The 18,012-nt window shown below is 70.4% G+C and carries 16 protein-coding genes; 14 read left to right on the top strand and 2 right to left on the bottom strand.

Annotated features, from left to right (window positions below):
* The first annotated feature begins 10 nt into the window (after positions 1–10).
* Positions 11–463 carry a sigma factor-like helix-turn-helix DNA-binding protein gene (locus tag AB0H36_RS35195; protein WP_360533887.1) on the top strand — a complete coding sequence of 151 codons (453 nt, stop codon included), beginning with the start codon at positions 11–13 and terminating at the stop codon, positions 461–463.
* Positions 460–1,692, top strand: a complete 1,233-nt coding sequence (locus tag AB0H36_RS35190; RefSeq protein ID WP_360533884.1) for a hypothetical protein — start codon at positions 460–462, stop codon at positions 1,690–1,692. Before AB0H36_RS35195 ends, AB0H36_RS35190 begins: the two co-directional genes overlap by 4 nt.
* Here the strand turns inward: AB0H36_RS35190 and AB0H36_RS35185 are convergent, their stop codons facing one another.
* Entirely contained in the window at positions 1,693–2,292 is a 600-nt protein-coding gene (locus tag AB0H36_RS35185) for a TetR/AcrR family transcriptional regulator (RefSeq protein ID WP_360533881.1), read from the bottom strand.
* A gap of 256 nt (positions 2,293–2,548) precedes the next feature.
* On the opposite strand from AB0H36_RS35185, the gene AB0H36_RS35180 reads away from it, so the two are divergent.
* From AB0H36_RS35180 to AB0H36_RS35165, 4 genes are read left to right on the top strand one after another with little or no spacing between them, the layout of a single operon-like run.
* Positions 2,549–3,895, top strand: coding sequence for an ammonium transporter (locus AB0H36_RS35180; protein ID WP_360533878.1), 1,347 nt, complete (start codon positions 2,549–2,551; stop codon positions 3,893–3,895).
* Positions 3,892–4,230 (top strand): P-II family nitrogen regulator, encoded by a 339-nt coding sequence (locus AB0H36_RS35175; protein WP_360486332.1) that lies wholly within the window; start codon positions 3,892–3,894, stop codon positions 4,228–4,230. Before AB0H36_RS35180 ends, AB0H36_RS35175 begins: the two co-directional genes overlap by 4 nt.
* Before the next feature lie 13 nt (positions 4,231–4,243).
* Positions 4,244–6,511, top strand: a complete 2,268-nt coding sequence (locus tag AB0H36_RS35170; protein WP_360533875.1) for a [protein-PII] uridylyltransferase — start codon at positions 4,244–4,246, stop codon at positions 6,509–6,511.
* A 10-nt stretch (positions 6,512–6,521) separates the two neighbouring features.
* Positions 6,522–7,568, top strand: a complete 1,047-nt coding sequence (locus AB0H36_RS35165) for a DUF2332 domain-containing protein (RefSeq protein ID WP_360533872.1) — start codon at positions 6,522–6,524, stop codon at positions 7,566–7,568.
* A 10-nt stretch (positions 7,569–7,578) separates the two neighbouring features.
* On the opposite strand, the gene AB0H36_RS35160 is transcribed toward AB0H36_RS35165, so the two are convergent.
* On the bottom strand, positions 7,579–8,463 hold the full coding sequence (locus AB0H36_RS35160) for an arginase family protein (protein WP_360533869.1): 885 nt from the start codon (positions 8,461–8,463) through the stop codon (positions 7,579–7,581).
* Positions 8,464–8,593: 130 nt separating this feature from the next.
* Here AB0H36_RS35160 and ffh point away from each other — a divergent pair, with 130 nt between their 5' ends.
* From ffh to AB0H36_RS35120, 8 genes are all read left to right on the top strand, one after another.
* Positions 8,594–10,159 (top strand): signal recognition particle protein, encoded by a 1,566-nt coding sequence (ffh, locus tag AB0H36_RS35155; protein WP_360533866.1) that lies wholly within the window; start codon positions 8,594–8,596, stop codon positions 10,157–10,159.
* Positions 10,160–10,287: 128 nt separating this feature from the next.
* Positions 10,288–11,637, top strand: a complete 1,350-nt coding sequence (locus AB0H36_RS35150) for a lytic murein transglycosylase (RefSeq protein ID WP_360533863.1) — start codon at positions 10,288–10,290, stop codon at positions 11,635–11,637.
* A gap of 261 nt (positions 11,638–11,898) precedes the next feature.
* On the top strand, positions 11,899–13,056 hold the full coding sequence (locus AB0H36_RS35145; protein WP_360533860.1) for a lytic transglycosylase domain-containing protein: 1,158 nt from the start codon (positions 11,899–11,901) through the stop codon (positions 13,054–13,056).
* A 24-nt stretch (positions 13,057–13,080) separates the two neighbouring features.
* The gene (locus tag AB0H36_RS35140; protein WP_360533857.1) at positions 13,081–14,184 is read left to right on the top strand and encodes an amidohydrolase family protein; all 1,104 of its coding nucleotides are present in this window, start codon (positions 13,081–13,083) and stop codon (positions 14,182–14,184) included.
* 324 nt (positions 14,185–14,508) lie between these two features.
* Complete coding sequence (locus AB0H36_RS35135) at positions 14,509–14,787, top strand: SH3 domain-containing protein (RefSeq protein WP_360533854.1); 279 nt, start codon at positions 14,509–14,511, stop codon at positions 14,785–14,787.
* Positions 14,788–14,847: 60 nt separating this feature from the next.
* The gene (locus AB0H36_RS35130; RefSeq protein WP_360533851.1) at positions 14,848–16,083 is read left to right on the top strand and encodes a histidine kinase; all 1,236 of its coding nucleotides are present in this window, start codon (positions 14,848–14,850) and stop codon (positions 16,081–16,083) included.
* Positions 16,071–16,709 (top strand): response regulator transcription factor, encoded by a 639-nt coding sequence (locus AB0H36_RS35125; RefSeq protein WP_360533848.1) that lies wholly within the window; start codon positions 16,071–16,073, stop codon positions 16,707–16,709. Before AB0H36_RS35130 ends, AB0H36_RS35125 begins: the two co-directional genes overlap by 13 nt.
* A gap of 86 nt (positions 16,710–16,795) precedes the next feature.
* Positions 16,796–17,911, top strand: a complete 1,116-nt coding sequence (locus AB0H36_RS35120; protein WP_360533845.1) for a S1 family peptidase — start codon at positions 16,796–16,798, stop codon at positions 17,909–17,911.
* Positions 17,912–18,012 lie beyond the last annotated feature (101 nt).

Raw genomic sequence — 18,012 nt, 5'->3', positions numbered from 1 at the left:
GGGAGGGTGGATGCAGGAATCGGTCGACCCGGACTTCGCCTCGTACGTCGACGCGCGGCAGGGCAGATGGCTCCGTACGTCGTACCTCGTGTACGGCGACCTGGAGCGAGCAGAGGATGCACTGCTGCGCGCCTTCACCCGGTTGTCGACGCGCTGGGACCGGGTGGACGACCCGGACGTGTTCGTCCAGCGGTTGCTCTACCAACCGGCCCTGGTGCGCTGGAACCGGGTGAAGGCGTTCCCGAACGAGGACGACCCCGTCAAGCTCGCGCTGGCCGAGCTGACACCCGCACAACGCGCCGTGTTCGTGCTGCTGCACCTCGAGGAGCTCACCGAGTTCGAGGTGGCCGACGTGCTCGGGATGTCCAACACCTCCGTGCACAGTCATGGCCTCACCGCCTTCAGCCGCTTCCGTTCGGCACTCGGTGCCGGTGACTGGCGAGACGCGGGAGAACCGCGATGAGGCGCGAGGAGATCCAGCCGCTGCTCTACAACGCGTCGGACCTGCTGCCGGAGCCGGACCTGGCCGACGCCGCCTGGGCCGATGGCCTCGCCACGCGCCGTCGGCGGCGACGCAACGTGCTGATCGGCTTGCTGGCCGCGCTGCTCGTCGCTGTGGCCGCCGCGATCGGCACCGCGGTCGGCGGGAGCCAGAGCACCGAGCTCGTCCCGCCGCCGACCACACCGACGCACCCACCCGGCTACGTCCCGCCGGCCGGGCAGATCTCCGGGATCGACTTCTGGATCGCCCCACCGGCCGGCAGCGAGCGCTTCCTCGACCGGGTCTACACCCCGCTCGGCGATCGCCTCAGCCTGCCGGACGACCCCGAACCGCTGAGTGAGCACCCGATCGAGAACATCGCCGCCGTGGTGCTCGAGGAGCGCGACGGCCGGTACGACGCACTGCTGCTGGGCTCCGACGCGAGCTGGGCCCGCGCCGACCTGCAACTGCAGCCGATCCGCATCGGTTCGCCGCTGAGTTCCGGAGCGATCTCGCCGGACGGCCGGTTCGCTGCGTTCCCGCAGCCGGGTGAAGTGGTCGTCGTCGACGCGACGACCAGTGAGGTCTACCGCTACGCCTTGCCCAGCAGGGATGTGAGCAGTGTGTCCTGGCTGCCGAACGCCGCACGCGTCCTGGTCAGCGGGCCGGGCGTGGCCTATCGAGTTCTCGTCGGCCAGAACGACGGTGACCGGGATCCGGTCATCCCGATCACCGCGGCCGCGAACCCGGCGTCGATCACTGCGCCGTACCGGATCGACAGCGGCGCCGTGCTGCGCTACGGCGTCACCGGCCGGTGGTCCGTGGACAGCCGGCTGGAGCTGCCGGTGCAGGCCTGGGTAGGGCAGACGTTCTCGACGTTCACCATGGCGGCGCGACTGTTCATCTCCGAGGACCTCCAGCAGGTGCCCACCAGACACTCGCAACCACAGGTGGTAGCGGCCATCTCGACGCTGCGTGCAATGCCCAGTCACCTGCTGGTGCTGGGGGAGTCGGACCGGACCACACCCGCGGCGGACCCGCAGGGAGTGCGTGAGCCCGGCTGCTGCGCCGTACTGGGCTGGTACGGCGACCGGCCGCTGATCCAGGTCAGCGGCTGGGTGCTTGCCTGGGACATCGACACCGGCCAGGTACAGCGCGTGACCGAGCTGGCCGTGAACGCAGTTGCCCTCGGCCCCGGTCTGCAGCCCTGACTACTCCTCCAGGATGCAACGCATCGTGAACTTCAGCAGCCGGTCGGCGTCGTCCGGTGTCGGCATCGACTCACCGGTCAGCGCCCGGATCACGAACACCCCGGCCAGCCACTGCACCATCAGCGTCGTGTCCACGTTGTCACGGACCGGCTCACCGCGAGCCCTGGCCCGGTCCAGCGCGGCTTCGGTCAGCTGGATCCGTCGCTCCAGGAAGCCCCGGTAGATCGCGGCGGACCGCTCGTCGCGGTTCGCCTCCGACACCGCCAGGCGAATCAGTGCCAGCCCTTCCTCGCTGTTCACGAACGCCAGGGCGTCGCTGTAGACCTGGCGCAGGTCGCCTGCGATCGACCCGGTGTCGGCATCGGGGATCTCGATGTCGAACAGGTCGGCCAAGGCGTCGTTGGCCAGGTGGTCCTTGCTCGCCCAGCGCCGGTAGATCGTCGCCTTGCCGACTCCCGCGGCCTCGGCGACGTCGTCCACCGTCATTCCGTCGAATCCTCGCTCCAGCAGCAGCTGCACGGCGTACCGGCGGATCCTCGGCTCCGCGTCCGGGTCCCGTGGCCTGCCGCGGCGCGGCCTCACCCCGTGGTTGGTCCCCATCTCGTGTTCCCCAGCTCGGACGGGCGCAGTGGCGCGGCTGCGGACCCGTGTGGTCCAGGCCAGAGTGCCACAACTTCGCCGATGTCACGTCGATGTCACCTGAAAGCCCTCTTTGTCACATGCCTGAAACAAATGGACCGATCGGCTGAAACGGCGCGCCGACACCGTGTGCGGTGTGGCCGTGCGCGGGCTCCCCGGTGATGTGGAGTTCTGCCCGACTGAGGACGGGCGGTCACCCCCCAGATCGATGGAAGGGATGACGTTGATGGAGATCAACGCCGGCGATACCGCCTGGGTCTTGGTCAGTGCCGCCCTGGTGATGCTGATGACACCGGGCCTGGCTTTCTTCTACGGCGGCATGGTGCGCGTCAAGAGCGTGCTGAACATGATGATGATGAGTGCCATCACCATCGCCGTCGTCACCGTGTTGTGGGTGCTGGTCGGCTACTCGCTGACGTTCGCCGGTGACACCGGGCACGTGATCGGGAACTTCTCCGAGGTCGGCCTGAAGGGTCTGATGGCGCCGGAGGCGGTCAGCGGCACCATTCCGACGCTCGCGTTCGTCGCCTTCCAGCTGATGTTCGCGATCATCACCCCGGCGCTGATCTCGGGCGCCATCGCCGACCGCGCCACGTTCCGGGGCTGGATCGCGTTCGTGGTCGGCTGGACGACGCTGGTGTACTTCCCGGTCGCGCACTCGGTCTGGTTCCTCGACGAGGGCAACGGCGGCTGGATCGGCGACAAGCTGGGCGCGATCGACTTCGCCGGCGGTACTGCGGTGCACGTCAACGCCGGCGCCGCCGCCCTGGCCCTGGCGATCGTGCTGGGCAAGCGGATCGGCTGGCGCAAGGACCCGATGCGGCCGCACAGCCTGCCGCTGGTCGTCCTCGGCGCCGCGCTGCTGTGGTTCGGCTGGTTCGGCTTCAACGCCGGCTCGGCGCTGAGCGCCGGCACCACCGCCGCGATCACCTTCGTCAACACCCAGGTCGCCACCGCCGCCGCCGTGATCGGCTGGCTGATCGTGGAGCGGATCCGGCACGGCAAGGCCACCACGCTGGGCATGGCGTCCGGTGCGGTCGCCGGTCTGGTCGCGATCACCCCGGCCTGTGGCGCGCTCACCCCGGTCGGCTCGCTCATCCTCGGTGTCATCGCCGGTGGTATCTGCGCCTTCGCGGTGTCGCTGAAGTACAAGCTCGGCTTCGACGACTCGCTCGACGTGGTCGGCGTGCACCTGGTCGGCGGTCTGGTCGGCTCGCTGGCGATCGGCTTCCTGGGCACGGCGGCGGCGCCGTCGGCCGTGGACGGCCTGTTCTACGGCGGCGGTGTCTCGCAGCTGGGCAAGCAGGCGCTGGCCAACGTGGTCGTCGCGCTGTACTCCTTCGCGGTCGCCTTCCTGCTCGGCAAGCTGATCGACAAGACCATCGGCTTCCGGCTCAAGGAGGACGACGAGGTCACCGGTGTCGACCAGGTCGAGCACGCGGAGACGGCGTACGACTTCCTCGGCGCGGCCGGGCTGCGCGGGCACACCGCTCTCGCCCGTCCGCAGGCCGGCACGGAGAATGAGTCCACCGAGGCTTCCGAGAAGGAAGGTGCCAACGCATGAAGCTGATCACCGCCGTGGTCAAGCCGCACAAGCTGGAGGACGTCCGGGCCGCGCTGGAGACGTTCGGCGTCACCGGCATGACGGTGACCGAGGCGAGCGGCTACGGCCGGCAGAAGGGCCACACCGAGGTCTACCGCGGCGCCGAGTACGAGGTGGACCTGGTCCCCAAGGTCCGGGTCGAGGTCGTCGTCGAGGACGGCGACAGCGCGGACGTGGTGGACGTGATCGTCAAGGCCGCGCAGACCGGCAAGATCGGCGACGGCAAGGTCTGGGTCACCCCGGTCGAGACGATCGTCCGGGTCCGCACCGGCGAGCTCGACGGCGATGCACTCTAGGGACGCGCTGTAGATGGTTGACCGAGCAGAACAGCGGCGCGGGCGTGCCGAGGAGGCCGACGCGCTGCTGTACCTGCTCCTCTCGAAAGCCTGTGACGCCCTCGGTGTGCCCACCGAGGGCGTCGCGCTGGTCGCCGTCGGCGGCTACGGCCGGGAGGAGCTGTCGCCGTACAGCGACCTCGACGTGATGCTCGTGCACGCCGAGGGGTACCCACGGGTGGACGAGCTGGCCGCACAGATCTGGTACCCGCTGTGGGACTCGCGGACGAAGCTGGACCACAGCGTCCGGACCGTCGACGAGGCCCGCAAGGCGGCTGCCGACGACATCCGGGTCGCCCTCGGCCTGCTCGACGCACGGCACGTCGCGGGGGACTCGCACCTCACACTGCAGCTGCGGTCCGTGCTGATGGCGGACTGGCGCCGTACGGCGAAGGAGCGGCTGCCTGCGTTGGCTCAGGCGTGCAAGGAACGCGCGTCGACGGTCGGTGAGCTCGCACACCTCGCTGAGCCCGACCTCAAGGAGGCGTACGGCGGTCTGCGCGACGCCGTCGTACTGCGTGGCTTGGTGGCGTCGTGGCTGGTCGACGTACCGCATCCGGTGGTGGAGCGGGCGCGGCTGGACCTGCTGAACATCCGGGACGAGTTGCACACGGTTGCGGGGCGTTCCACCGACCGGCTGGTCGCTGACGTGGCCGGTGAGGTCGCGGCCGGGCTGGGCATGACCGGTGGCCGGGACGAGCTGCTGCGGCACGTGTACTCGACCGGCCGGACGCTCGCGCACGTCTGCGACGTGTCCTGGCGACGGATCGAGAGCCTGATGACCCGGCCGCCTCGGTCCCGGCGCCGTCAGCGGACCGGGGGACCGTTGCTGCTGGCACTCGATGAGGGAGTCGGCCAGCACGAAGGCGAAGTCGTACTGATGCCGGACGCCCGGCCCGAGCGCGACGCAGTGCTGGGTCTGCGCGCTGCCGCTGTGGCTGCGGACCGAGAGTTGGTGCTCTCACCTGCTGTCTGCGCACGGCTGGCCAATCGCGGTCTGGCGTTGCCTGAGCCGTGGCCTGGTGAGGCGCGGCGACTGCTGTGTGCCCTGCTGGGTGCAGGCAGCGGTCTGCTCGAGGTGTGGGAGGCGCTGGACCAGGCCGGCTACGTCTCCCGGATCCTGCCGGAGTGGGACGCGGTCCGGTTCCGGCCGCCGCAGTCGGCCATCCACCGGTTCACCGTCGACCGGCACCTGCTGGAGACCTGTGTCGAGGCCGCCAAGATGGTCCGCGACGTACGACGGCCCGACCTGCTGCTCGTGTCCGCCTTGCTGCACGACCTGGGCAAGGCAGTCGAGGGCGACCACAGCGTCACGGGTGCGGCGATCGCAGCGACTGTGGCCCGCCGGCTCGGCTTCGACGAGGCGGACGCGGACACGATCACGCTGCTGGTCCGGCAGCACCTGATGCTTGCCCAGGTCGCCACCCGGCGGGACCTGGACGACCCGATGACCGTTGAACTGGTGGCCGGGATCGTCCGCACCACCGAGACTCTGGACCTCCTGGAAGCCCTCACGTACGCCGACGCGCGCGCCGCCGGTCCCGCGGCCGCGTCACCCTGGCGGATGCGCCTGGTCGGTGAGCTGTGCCGCCGCGTGCGCGGTGAGCTGTCCGGCGGCGGCGAGAGCATGTGGACCGATGCTCCGCCGATCCCGGTGCCCACGCTGCACCAGGTCGTCGGTGTGGGGCGGCTTGGCGTGACGGTGTCCGAGCATCTCGGTGACCTGCGGGTGAATGTCGCCGTACCCGATCAAGTGGGCACGTTGTCGACGGTCGCGGCCGTGCTGGCCGTCGAGCGGCTCGCCGTACGGTCTGCAGTCATCACGTCGGTCGAGGGGCTCGGCATCTCGCAGTGGACCGTGGCCGGCTCGCCACCGGACCCAGTCCGGCTGCGCGACCGTCTTGCTGTGGCCCTGCGCGACCCCACTGACCTCGTACGGCGCTTGGCCGCGCGGGACTCGTCCGCACTCAAGGCACGGGTCGCCAGCCGGGTGGACCTGTTGCCCGATGCGTCGGAGACGGCCACCGTGCTGCAGGTGCGCGCCCACGACCGCCCGGGCCTGCTGTACGACGTGACCTCGGCCATCGCGTCCACGGGCGCCGACATCCGCTCGGCGCACGTGAGCACGCTCGGCGCCGAGTGTGTGGACGCCTTCTACCTCACCGACAGCCACGGCTCGCCGCTGGACGAGGAAGACGCGCGCACGACGGCAAAGACGGTCCTGGATCGCCTGACCTTCTAGGGTCTGCTGTGTGCACGTTGTAGAGACTCTTCAGCGTCAAGCTGTCGCCTGCGAGGAACTCGGCTCCCCGATGTACGCCGAGCTGTGCCGGCTCATCGTGGACGACTACGAGGTCGGCGGCGTGTCCACCGGCGTACTGGCCGGCTACGAGGACCGTCCGTTCGGTGACGCGATCGCACTGCGCTTGCTGGGCTCGGTGCACCGGCTGGTGCTGGCGGGAGAGCTGCCGGAGCTTGCTGCGTTCTACCCGAGCGTGGGCGGGACGTGGGACCCGGTGCTCGGCTGGGAGGCGTTCGAGCAGGTGCTGCAGTCCCGGTCGGCCGAGCTGCGGTCGCTGCTGACCCAGCCACCGCAGACGAACGAGGTGGGCCGGGCCGCCGCGCTGTACGGCGGCCTGCTGCAGTTGGTCGAGGACGTGCCGCTGCCGGTGCGGCTGTTCGAGATCGGCGCGAGCGGCGGACTCAACCTGCGGGCGGACCAGTTCCGGTACAACCTGGCGGACGGGACCGGGTTCGGCCCGGCCGAGAGCCCGGTGGTGTTTGACGAGGCGTGGTCGGGCCGGGCGTTGAAGCCGATGCCGCTGCGGATCGCCGAGCGGGTCGGCAGCGACATCGCGCCGGTGAACCCGCTGACGGAAGAGGGTGCCCGCACGCTCACGTCGTACGTCTGGCCGGACATGCCGGTGCGGCTGGGCCGGTTGCGTGGCGCGTTGGCGATCGCTCGCCAGGTGCCGGCCGACGTGCACCGGGAGGACGCGGTTTCGTTCGTGCATGGGCTGGAGCTGTCGCGCGGCCACGTGACTGTGCTGTGGCACTCGATCATGTGGCAGTACCTGACGCGGGACGACCGGGCTGCAGTCGACGACCGGCTCGCCGAGCTCGGGGCGCAAGCCGACGAGCACTCCCCACTGGCCCGGCTTCGCCTGGAACCGCTGCGCCGAACACCCGACGGTCCGTTCGACTTCCTCGTCGCCCTCGAGCGCTGGCCGGGCGGCCGGCGCCAGATCCTCGGACGCGCCGAACCTCACGGACAGGGCCTGGTCTGGAACAACCGGTGAGCCCTAGCCCTCAGTCGAGGGCCGCCACCAGGGTGTCGGCCAGTGCGGCCGCGTAGCTGCCGTCCGGGTCCAGGTCCGGGTCGAAGATGCCGATGTCGATCCCCACGCACTTCGGTGCCGAGAGCAACGGCCGGAGCAGCTCGACGAGCTGGGCGTGGTCGATCCCGCCCGGGTCCGGGCTGTCCACCGCCGGCATGATCGCGGCGTCGAGGATGTCCACGTCGAGGTGCACCCAGAAGCCGTCGAGCTCCTGCAGGTGCTCGAGGACGCCGGCCGCCGCCTTGCCCGGGTCCTCGGCGATCGCGAGGGCCGGCCAGACCGGGATCCCAGCCGCGCGCACGTCGTCGACGTACTCGTCGTCCGCCCGGATCCCGAGCAGCACCGCATCGCTGTCCCTCGTGTACGGCGCGAGTCCTTCGAGGTCGGTCAGATCGGCCTGGCCGCGGCCCGTGGTCAGCGCGAGTGCCTCGCCGCCGGCGGCTCCGACGTACGGGGAGTTGTCGACCGTCCGGAAGTCCGAGTGACCGTCGAGGTAGACGACGCCGTACCTGCCGCGTCGCTTCAACGCCAGCGCCGGTCCGAGCAGGATGCTGCACTCACCGCCGAGCAGCACCACGAATCGGTCCTCGTCGAACAGCTTCGTCAGCCGGTCCGCCAGCTTGACCGTGTACGACGCCATTGCCGCCGCGTTGAACACGCCGTCGCCCGGCTTCCAGCCCGCCCGGTCGTACCGCGGCGGCGTCACGTATCCCGCGTCGACGGCCCCGATCCGCTGCACGAACCCCTGGTCCCGGATCGCCCCTGCGAGCTTGTAGCAACCCGGCACAGTCCCGTCCACCGGCGGTCGCAACCCCAGGTTGGATGGCCCGTCCAGCACGACCCGGCTCCGGCTCACAGGTGTCTCCTAACCATTGGATCATCATTTACCGGTTAGATCGTGAAGGTCCGGCGGACACCCTGTCAATCACCGTCGGTAGACTCGGTGAGGTTGTACCTGGGTTGTCTCTGGAGAAACGGACTGTTTCGTGTTCGATACGCTTTCCGATCGGTTGTCGGCCACCTTCAAGAACCTGCGCGGTAAGGGCAAGCTGACCGATGCGGACATCGACGCGACCGCGCGGGAGATCCGGATCGCGCTGCTGGAGGCCGATGTCGCGCTGCCGGTGGTGAAGGAGTTCATCGCCGCGGTCCGGGAGCGGGCCGGCGGGTCCGAGGTGCGCGGCGGGCTGAACCCGGCGCAGCAGGTGATCAAGATCGTCAACGAGGAGCTCGTCACGATCCTCGGCGGCGAGACGCGCGAGCTGCGGATGGCCAAGCGGCCGCCGACGGTGATCATGCTCGCCGGTCTGCAGGGGGCCGGTAAGACCACCCTGGCCGGGAAGCTGGCCAAGTGGCTGAAGGAGACCAAGCACCAGACCCCGATGCTGGTCGCGGCCGACCTGCAGCGGCCGAACGCCGTGACCCAGCTCCAGGTGGTCGGCGACCGGGCCGGCGTGCCGGTGTTCGCGCCCGAGCCCGGCAACGGCGTCGGCGACCCGGTGGACGTCGCCCGGAAGGCGATGGACGAGGCGCGCACCAAGCAGCACAGCGTGGTGATCGTCGACACGGCCGGCCGGCTGGGTGTCGACGAGGAGCTGATGAAGCAGGCCGCGGACATCCGCGACGCGGTCACGCCGGACGAGATCCTGTTCGTGGTCGACGCGATGATCGGCCAGGACGCGGTCACCACCGCCCAGGCCTTCCTGGATGGGGTCGGCTTCGACGGCGTCGTGCTGGCCAAGCTGGACGGCGACGCCCGCGGTGGCGCCGCGCTGTCGATCGCGCAGGTCACCGGCCGCCAGGTGATGTTCGCCTCGAACGGCGAGAAGCTCGAGGACTTCGACGTCTTCCACCCCGAGCGGATGGCCTCGCGCATCCTCGGCATGGGCGACATCATGACCCTGATCGAGCAGGCCGAGCGCACCTTCGACGCCGAGCAGGCCGCCAAGACCGCCGCCAAGCTGCAGAAGAAGGGCGGCAAGGACTTCACCCTGGACGACTTCCTCGCCCAGATGCAGTCGGTGCGCAAGATGGGCCCGCTGACCAAGATCTTCGGCATGCTGCCCGGCGCCGCGCAGTTCAAGGACCAGCTGGAGAACTTCGACGAGCGCGAGATCGACCGGATCGAGGCGGTCATCCACTCGATGACCCCGGCCGAGCGGGCCGACCCGAACATCATCAACGGCTCCCGCCGGGCCCGGATCGCGAAGGGCTCCGGGACCGAGGTCGCCACCGTCAGCGGGCTGGTCGAGCGGTTCTTCGAGGCCCGCAAGATGATGAACGCGATGGCGACCGGCAAGGGCCTGCCAGGGATGCCGGGCATGCCCGGGATGCCGGGGATGGCCGGTGGCGGCGGCGCCCGGAAGGCCAAGCAGCAGGCCAAGAAGGGCAAGAAGCGTGGCTCCGGGAACCCGGCCAAGCGGGCCAACCAGGGCAACCAGCAGCCGTCCGCGCCGCAGCCGGGCCAGCTGCCGGCCGCGTTCGGCGGCGGCCAGAACGGCGGCGACTTCGAGCTGCCGGACGACCTGAAGAAGATGCTCGGCGGCCAGTAGGGCCCGAGAGGCACTCGGTCACTGTGTGAAGTGGCGCACCGTTACCGGTTGTCCACGACCCTGTGGCGACTAAGATCGTGCCTACGCCCGATGCACCACGTACTGCGAAGACGTCGAAGGACGGTCGGATGAGGCAGCAGTTCAAGAACCTGGACACGTGGCGGGGCAAGCTGACCGCCACCTGGGTCATCTTGGCTCCCCCCACCGCCATGGTCGCCGTGTTCGTGGCCGGCGGCGTCACCTCCAACACGTTCATCGTCGACGCGCACGCGCTGGCCCAGCCGCGCCAGGACGCCCAGTTCGACGAGCTGGCCAACAACCTGCCGACCCAGCCGGGCGCCGACGGCAGCCTGCCGACCCAGGCGAAGTCGCAGATCCAGGTCCCGGTGACCGGTGCGGTCGACGGCCCGGTGCAGCCGATCCAGGGCATCACCGGCAACCCGTCCGGCATCCCGGGCACGGTCCTGGCCGCGTACCAGAAGGCAGCCAACGAGCTGGCCGTGGCGATGCCGGGCTGCAAGCTCACCTGGCCGCTGCTGGCCGGCATCGGGAAGGTCGAGTCCGCGCACGCCAGCGGCGGGCGCGTCGAGCCGAACGGGACCACCCGCGGCAAGATCCTCGGCCCGGTCCTCGACGGCGGCCCCGGCATGGCCGCGATCACCGACACCGACCAGGGCCTGTACGACGGCAACACCTCGTGGGACCGCGCGGTCGGGCCGATGCAGTTCATCCCGGGCACCTGGAACACGTTCGGCGCGGACGGCAACGGCGACGGGGTCAAGGACCCGCACAACGTGTTCGACGCCGCTCGGGCGGCCGGCGACTACCTGTGCTCCGGCGGGGCGAACCTGTCCGACCCACAGGGCCTGGTGCAGGCGGTGCTTCGCTACAACCACTCGATGGACTACGTGTCCACGGTGCTGCGCTGGATGCAGTCCTACGCGAACCAGACGGTGACGATCCCGGACACCGAGGGCGTGATCAACCCGCCGACCGACGACAGCGGCAACGTGGACACGTCGAACGACCCGACCCGGACCGAGACGACCACCACGCCGCCGACCACCCCGACTCCCGCGGTGACCCCGACGACGGCCCAGCCGAGCACGCCGGTCCCGACCACGCCGAGGCCGACGACCAAGCCGCCGACGACCTCCAAGCCGCCGACGACGACGAAGCCGCCGACGACGGCCACGCCGACGCCGACGGCGTCGCCCACGCCGACGAACACCCAGGGCACGCCGTCGGAGACGCCGACGACCACGACGCCGACTCCGACGCCCACCCCGACGCCGACGCCGACGCCCACCCCCACGCCGACGCCGACCCCCACGCCGACGCCGACGCCGGACCCGACCTGCACGACGCCGACCGAGACCCCGACGGCCACTCCGACGCCGGAGCCGTGCGCGACGACGCCGCAGGGCGAACCGACCTCGGAGTCCACGCCGGACCAGGCCCCGCAGTCCGGTAGCTGATCAGGGGTTTCGACCCCGGGGTAACCGGGGAGATTACCTGCGGTCCCGCGCCCGTCCAGGCCCGGATTTCACGCTTGGCGCAGCCGGTGGTGGTGCCAGTTGTCGGGGTGTTGGCGGGTCAGGTAACTTTGCGTCGACTTGATGTAACTTTCTGGCGTATGGATCGTTGAGGGGACTATGCGCCTAACCCGTAGTGGTAACCGTCGGGTCAAAATCATCATCGCTTCACTGTGCACAGCCCCGCTCCTGGTCGGGGCCATCGTGACAGTCGCCTCGGGCGGAGCCGGTGCCTCCGGCCAGCTCGCGGCGGACAGCCCGGTCGCTCCGTCGCCTGGAGCCGGGCTGAACAGCGGTGAGTTCGACGAGCTGACGATGATCGTCCCGCAGCGTCCCGGAGTGGACGGCCGGCTCGGTTCCGACCAGCCCGCCCGCGCCGACGTGCCCGTGCAGGGTGCGACCGACGGGCGGTCCGTGGTCCGGCCGGGGCGGCCCGATGCCGTCAACGGCATCCCGCGCGGGGTGTTCCCCGCCTACCGCCGCGCCACCGCGAACCTCGCCGTGGTCCGGCCGAACTGTGGGCTCACCTGGCCGCTGCTGGCCGGGATCGGCAAGGTCGAGTCCGACCACGCCAGCGGTGGCCGGGTCGACGTGGCCGGCACCACCCGCGGCAAGATCCTCGGCCCGGTGCTGAACGGGCGCCGCGGCAACGGCCGGATCACCGACAGCGACCAGGGCCGGTACGACGGCGACCTGACCTGGGACCGTGCGGTCGGCCCGATGCAGATCATCCCGCAGGTGTGGACCGACTTCGGCGCCGACGGCAACGGCGACGGCTTCCGCAACCCGAACAACGTGTACGACGCGGTCACCACGGTCGCGGTGTACCTGTGCTCGGAGGGCGACGACCTGAAGCGGCCACGGGACCTGGTCTCGGCCCTGCTGCGCTACCAGCACTCCAAGGACTTCGTCGCCACCGTGCTGAGGTGGATGCGGGTCTACAGCAAGAACGCGGTGCTGATCCCGAACGAGAAGGGCAGCCTGTCGGTGCCGAAGGCGACCGGTAACGCCGAGCGCAAGGTCGACCCGCGCGAGGTTCCGGATGTTCCGGACGACTCCAAGCCGTCCACGAGCACGTCCGCCACCCCGACGACGAAGCCGACCGCGCCGGCCACGACCGACGAGCCCTCGGTGCCGGACCCGGCCGACACGCCGACCAAGTCGCCGACGCACAAGCCGACCAAGCCGACGCCCAAGCCGACGCCGACCCCGACGCCGACTCCCATGCCGACCCCGACGCCGACTCCGACCCCCACCCCGACGCCGACGCCGACCCCGACGGACACGCCGACCAGCTCGCCGTGCTCGTCGACCGACCCGACCACACCCACCTGCACCCCGGGCGGCGGCTCGCACGGCTGACGCCGGGCCGGTTAACGTCGCGGTATGACGGACAGTGCACTGACAGACAGGGGCGTACTCAGGCTCGTCGGCACGGTGTTGCCGGCCGGCGAGCAGCAGGAGATCCATCTCAGCGGTGGGCTGGTCGTGGACCGGCCCGCCGCTGCCGATGTCAGCACCGTGCACACCGGCGGATGGATCGTGCCCGGCCTGGTCGACGCGCACTGCCACATCGGGCTGGACCAGCACGGCGCCGTCGACCGCGACACCCAGGAGGAGCAGGCGGTCGCCGACCGGGCGGCCGGTGCGCTGCTGGTCCGGGACGCGGGGTCGGCCGCCGACACCCGGTGGATCGACGATCGCGAGGACCTGCCGAAGATCATCCGGGCCGGCCGGCACATCGCCCGGTCGAAGCGCTATATCCGCAACTACGGCTGGGAGATCGAGCCGGACGAACTGGTCGCGTACGTCGAGCAGGAGGCGCGGCGTGGTGACGGCTGGGTCAAGCTGGTCGGCGACTGGATCGACCGCGACGCGGGCGACCTGACGCCCTGCTGGCCCGCCGAGGCGCTGAACGCGGCGATCGCCCGCGCGCACGAGTTGGGCGCCCGGGTCACCGCCCACGTCTTCGGCGAGCACTGCCTGCCGGACCTGCTTGCCGCCGGCATCGACTGCCTCGAGCACGGCACCGGCCTGCTCCCGGACATGCTCGACGCGATGGCCGAGCGCGGGGTTGCTGTCGTCCCGACGCTGATCCAGCTCGAGAACTTCCCGCAGTACGCCGACGCCGCCGCCGCGAAGTTCCCGGTCTACTCGGCCCACATGCGCGACCTGTACGAACGCCGCCTGGTCCGGCTCCGGGACGCTTACGAGGCCGGCGTACCCGTGTATGCCGGGACCGACGCGGGTGGGGTGCTCGGGCATGGCCTGGTGGCGCAGGAGATCCAGGCGCTGACGTCGATCGGCCTGTCGGGCGAGCAGGCGCTGGCCGCCGGGTCGTGGGCGGCCCGCGAGTGGCTGGGGGCTCCGAGCAACCTTCAGCCGGGCGACCCGGCCGACCTGGTCGTGTACGACGAGGATCCGCGCGCGAACCCCGCCGTACTGAGTCATCCGCGGGTGATCGTGCTGCGTGGCAGGGTGCTGACTTGACCGCAAAATGTTTCCCGAATCACTGGTCGGGGCGGAAGATCTTGGCCTAGCGTGACCTCCCGGGACCGCCGACGCCGCGGGCCGAACAGGGAAGGAACCGCCCCATGGGTCCAGAAATCCGCCATCTGGCCGCCCGAGTACCCGTATCCAGACTCTCCGAGAGGTGCTGGTCGGCGTCGGGTACGCCGAGTCGCATCTCGACGGCCACAACGGCCAGCCCAGCCAGGCCAACGGGTACGGCGTGATGCACCTGGTCAGCAACACAACGAGATCCCTGGCAACGACCACACCGACCCGGCTCCGCATTGGAACTGGACCTACTACATGCAGTTGGTGAACGACGGCAACCCGCCGCAGTACAACTTCACCACCTACGGCACCGGCGTCCGGGTCCGCTCGGCCCCAAGCCTGTCCGCGTCGGTCGTCACCACGCTGCCCGGCCCGACCCAGGTCTTCGTCGAGTGCCAGGTCAAGGGTGACCCCGTGACCGCCGAGGGCACCACCAACGACTGGTGGGCCAAGCTGCGCGACCAGGGCGGCTACATGACCAACATCTACATCGACCACCCCGACCCGAAGCTCCCCGGCATACCCGAGTGCTAGAGCCTGAAAGGTAGAGCCTGCTGTACCGACGCAGGCCGGGCCGTGCCGGAGGATTGAGGCATGTTGACCAAGATCCTGTCGCGGGGTGGCCCGGCCTGCGGATACCTGTTCGTGCGGTACCTGAAGGCTGTGGTGCTGCTGGCGGCCTTGCCGATCAGCCTGCTGCTTGCGTGGGTCATCCCGGGTGCCACCGCGGGGCTGGTGAAGCTGGCCAACAGTGAGCGGTACCGGGCGACGAAGTACCTCGGTCTGTCGCAGGATCCGCCGCTGCCGCCGGCCGCGCCACGGCGGCCGGGTGATGTCGTCACGCTGTTCCGGGACAAGTCCTTCACCCGCAGCCTGCGGCTCCTGCTCGGGCCGCTGGTGATGATCCCGGAGCTGCTCGTCGCGGTGATCGCGGTGGTGGGAGCGCCGTCGGCGATCCTCAGCATGCTGCTGTGGAGGCTTGATCCGGGCAACTTCAGCCTGATGGGTCTGGACGTCGACAGCTGGCTCGAGGCGCTGACGCTCGGCCCGCTGCAGGTCCTGGTGAGCCTGTGGTTCCTCGGCTGGGTCGCCCCGGCCGTGGCCGGCGGGCACGCTCGCGCCGTACGGCGTCTCCTCGCACCGAGTGAGGCGGAGCTGGAGACCGCCAGGCTGGCCCAGCGCGTGGAGGAGCTGACCAAGAGCCGTGCAGGCGCAGTGGACTCGCACGGATCCGAGCTGCGACGCATCGAGCGCGACCTGCACGACGGCACGCAGGCACAGCTGGTGTCGCTGGCCATGCGCATCGGCGTCGCGAAGCAGATGATGGCCGACGACCCGGAGAAGGCCGCCAAGCTGCTCGACGACGCCCGTGACGGCGCAGAGCAGGCCATGAACGAGCTGCGCGGCGTACTGCGGACCATGTACCCGCCGATCCTGGCCGACCGCGGCCTGGCTGGAGCCGTGTCCGCACTTTGCGCCCGCTGCCCGCTGCCCGTGGACCTCAGGCTGGGCGAGCTGGGTGCCGTGCCGGCCGCAGTGGAGGCGGCTGCCTACTTCGTGGTCGCCGAGTCGCTCACCAACGTCACCAAGCACTCCGCCGCCGGGCATGTCGACGTACTGATGGAACGGCGGGGCGCCGACCTGTACCTGGCGATCACGGACGACGGGATCGGCGGTGCGCGGATCAGCGAGCAGGCTGACCTGCTGGGTCGGGGGAGTGGCCTGCATGGCATGCTCCACCGCGTGGAGGCGATCGACGGACGGCTGGAGCTGCAGAGCCCGATCGGCGGCCCGACCACGGTCGAGGTGGTGCTGCCGTGCGGGTCGTGATCCTGGAGGACAACCCGATCCTGGCCGAGGGGCTCGGCCTGTTGCTCGGCAACTCCGGCTTCGAGGTGGCCGCCGTGGCCCGGGACGCGGACGAGTTCGCGAAGGTGATGGCCGACCACGCCCCTGACATCGCGATCGTCGACGTACGGCTGCCGCCCACCTTCACCGACGAGGGGCTGCGCGCCGCCATCGACGCCCGCCGCGCCCGCCCGGGTCTCCCGGTCCTGGTCTTCTCCCAGTACGTCGAGGAGGTGTACGCCGCCGAGCTCCTGGCCGCCGGAAGCGAAGGCGTCGGCTACCTGCTCAAGGACCGGGTCTCCCGCGTGGACGAGTTCCTGGAAGCGGTACGGCGAGTGGCCGCCGGAGGCACCGTGCTCGACCCGGAAGTGGTCAGCCAGCTGATGGTGAGGCGCAGCAGCCCGCTGGACCGGCTGACCCCGCGGGAGCGCGAGGTGCTCGCGCTGATGGCCGAGGGCCTGGGCAACGCCGCGATCGCGGAGAAGCTGGTCATCTCCGAGGGCGCGGTGCACAAGCACGTCGGCAACGTCTTCCTCAAGCTCGACCTGCCGCCGACCGACTCCGGGCACCGCCGAGTCCTCGCCGTGCTCGCCCATCTCGGCCTCTGACCCTTGACGAGCTGTGCTCAGTAGGACACTCTCAGGTGCGAGAGCGCTCTCACGCACCGATCCGCCCCTAGGTGAGGAGAGTCCGGATGAAGGTCCTACTAGCGGCCGTGCTCGTGGTGAGCGCGGTGACGGTACCCAGCCAAGCGGTCGCGGCCGAGCCGCTCGCTGTGCCCGGCCAGGCCGCGGCCATGCAACGAGACTTCGGTCTGACCGAAGCACAGGTGCGCCAGCGGCTGGCAGCCGAGACGTCGGCCGCCAAGCTGTTGCCCGCGGCCCAGAAAGCCGCCGGTGCCCACTTCGGCGGCGCCTGGTACGACGAGAGCACGCAGAAGCTCGTGATCGGCCTCAGCCGGCCGGACCACGCGGCTGCTGTCCAGGCCACGGGCGCCGCGACGACCGCCGTACCTGTGACTGCTGCTGCGCTCGACAAGCGGAAGGCTCTGGTCGACAAGCTGGCCGGCAAGGCTGTGCCCGACGCGGTCAGCGGGTGGGCCGCCGACCCCCGGACGGGGACTGTCGTCGTCAACGTGCAAGCAGGTAAGCAGTCGAAGCTCGTGGACGCCTTCGTGGCGCGGGTAGCCCGGGCGGGTGCGGTGACGGTCCGCGAGGTGGCTGCCCAGGCGCCCCGGACGTACGCGGCCGGCACGGTCGGCGGCGACCCGTATTACGTCAGCAACATCCGCTGCTCGATCGGGTTCTCCGTGCACGGCGGCTTCGTCACCGCCGGCCACTGTGGTCGCGGCGGCACGGTCCGCGGCTGGGACGGCTCAGACATCGGCAGCTTCCGCGGCTGGTCGTTCCCGGACAACGACTACGGCTGGGTGTCGGTCGGCAACGGCTGGTGGACCGTGCCCGTGGTGCTCGGCTGGGGACAGACGAGCGACAAGCTGGTCCGCGGCTCCTGGGAGGCGCCGATCGGCTCGTCGGTGTGCCGGAGCGGGTCGACCACGCACTGGCACTGCGGCCAGATCCTGGCGAAGAACGAGACGGTGAACTACGGCAACGGCCAGCTCTTCCACGGCGCGACCAAGACCAGCGTGTGCGCCGAGGGCGGTGACTCCGGTGGCTCGTACATCACCGGCGACCAGGCCCAGGGCGTGACGTCCGGCGGCTGGGGCAACTGCAGCAGCGGCGGCGAGACCTGGTTCCAGCCGGTCAACGAGATCCTGTCGGCCTACGGCCTCACCCTGCACACCGCCTGACAAACGGCGCGGCTCCCCTTGCGCACAAGGGGAGCCGCCCCCCCGTGGTTAGTGAGGCCGACACGGTGGGCACCCGCACCAGGGGCGGGGTGTGGCCGGTG

The organism is Kribbella sp. NPDC050820, from assembly GCF_040653975.1.
Classification (GTDB): domain Bacteria; phylum Actinomycetota; class Actinomycetes; order Propionibacteriales; family Kribbellaceae; genus Kribbella.
This window is presented reverse-complemented; position numbering and strand designations above follow the sequence as displayed.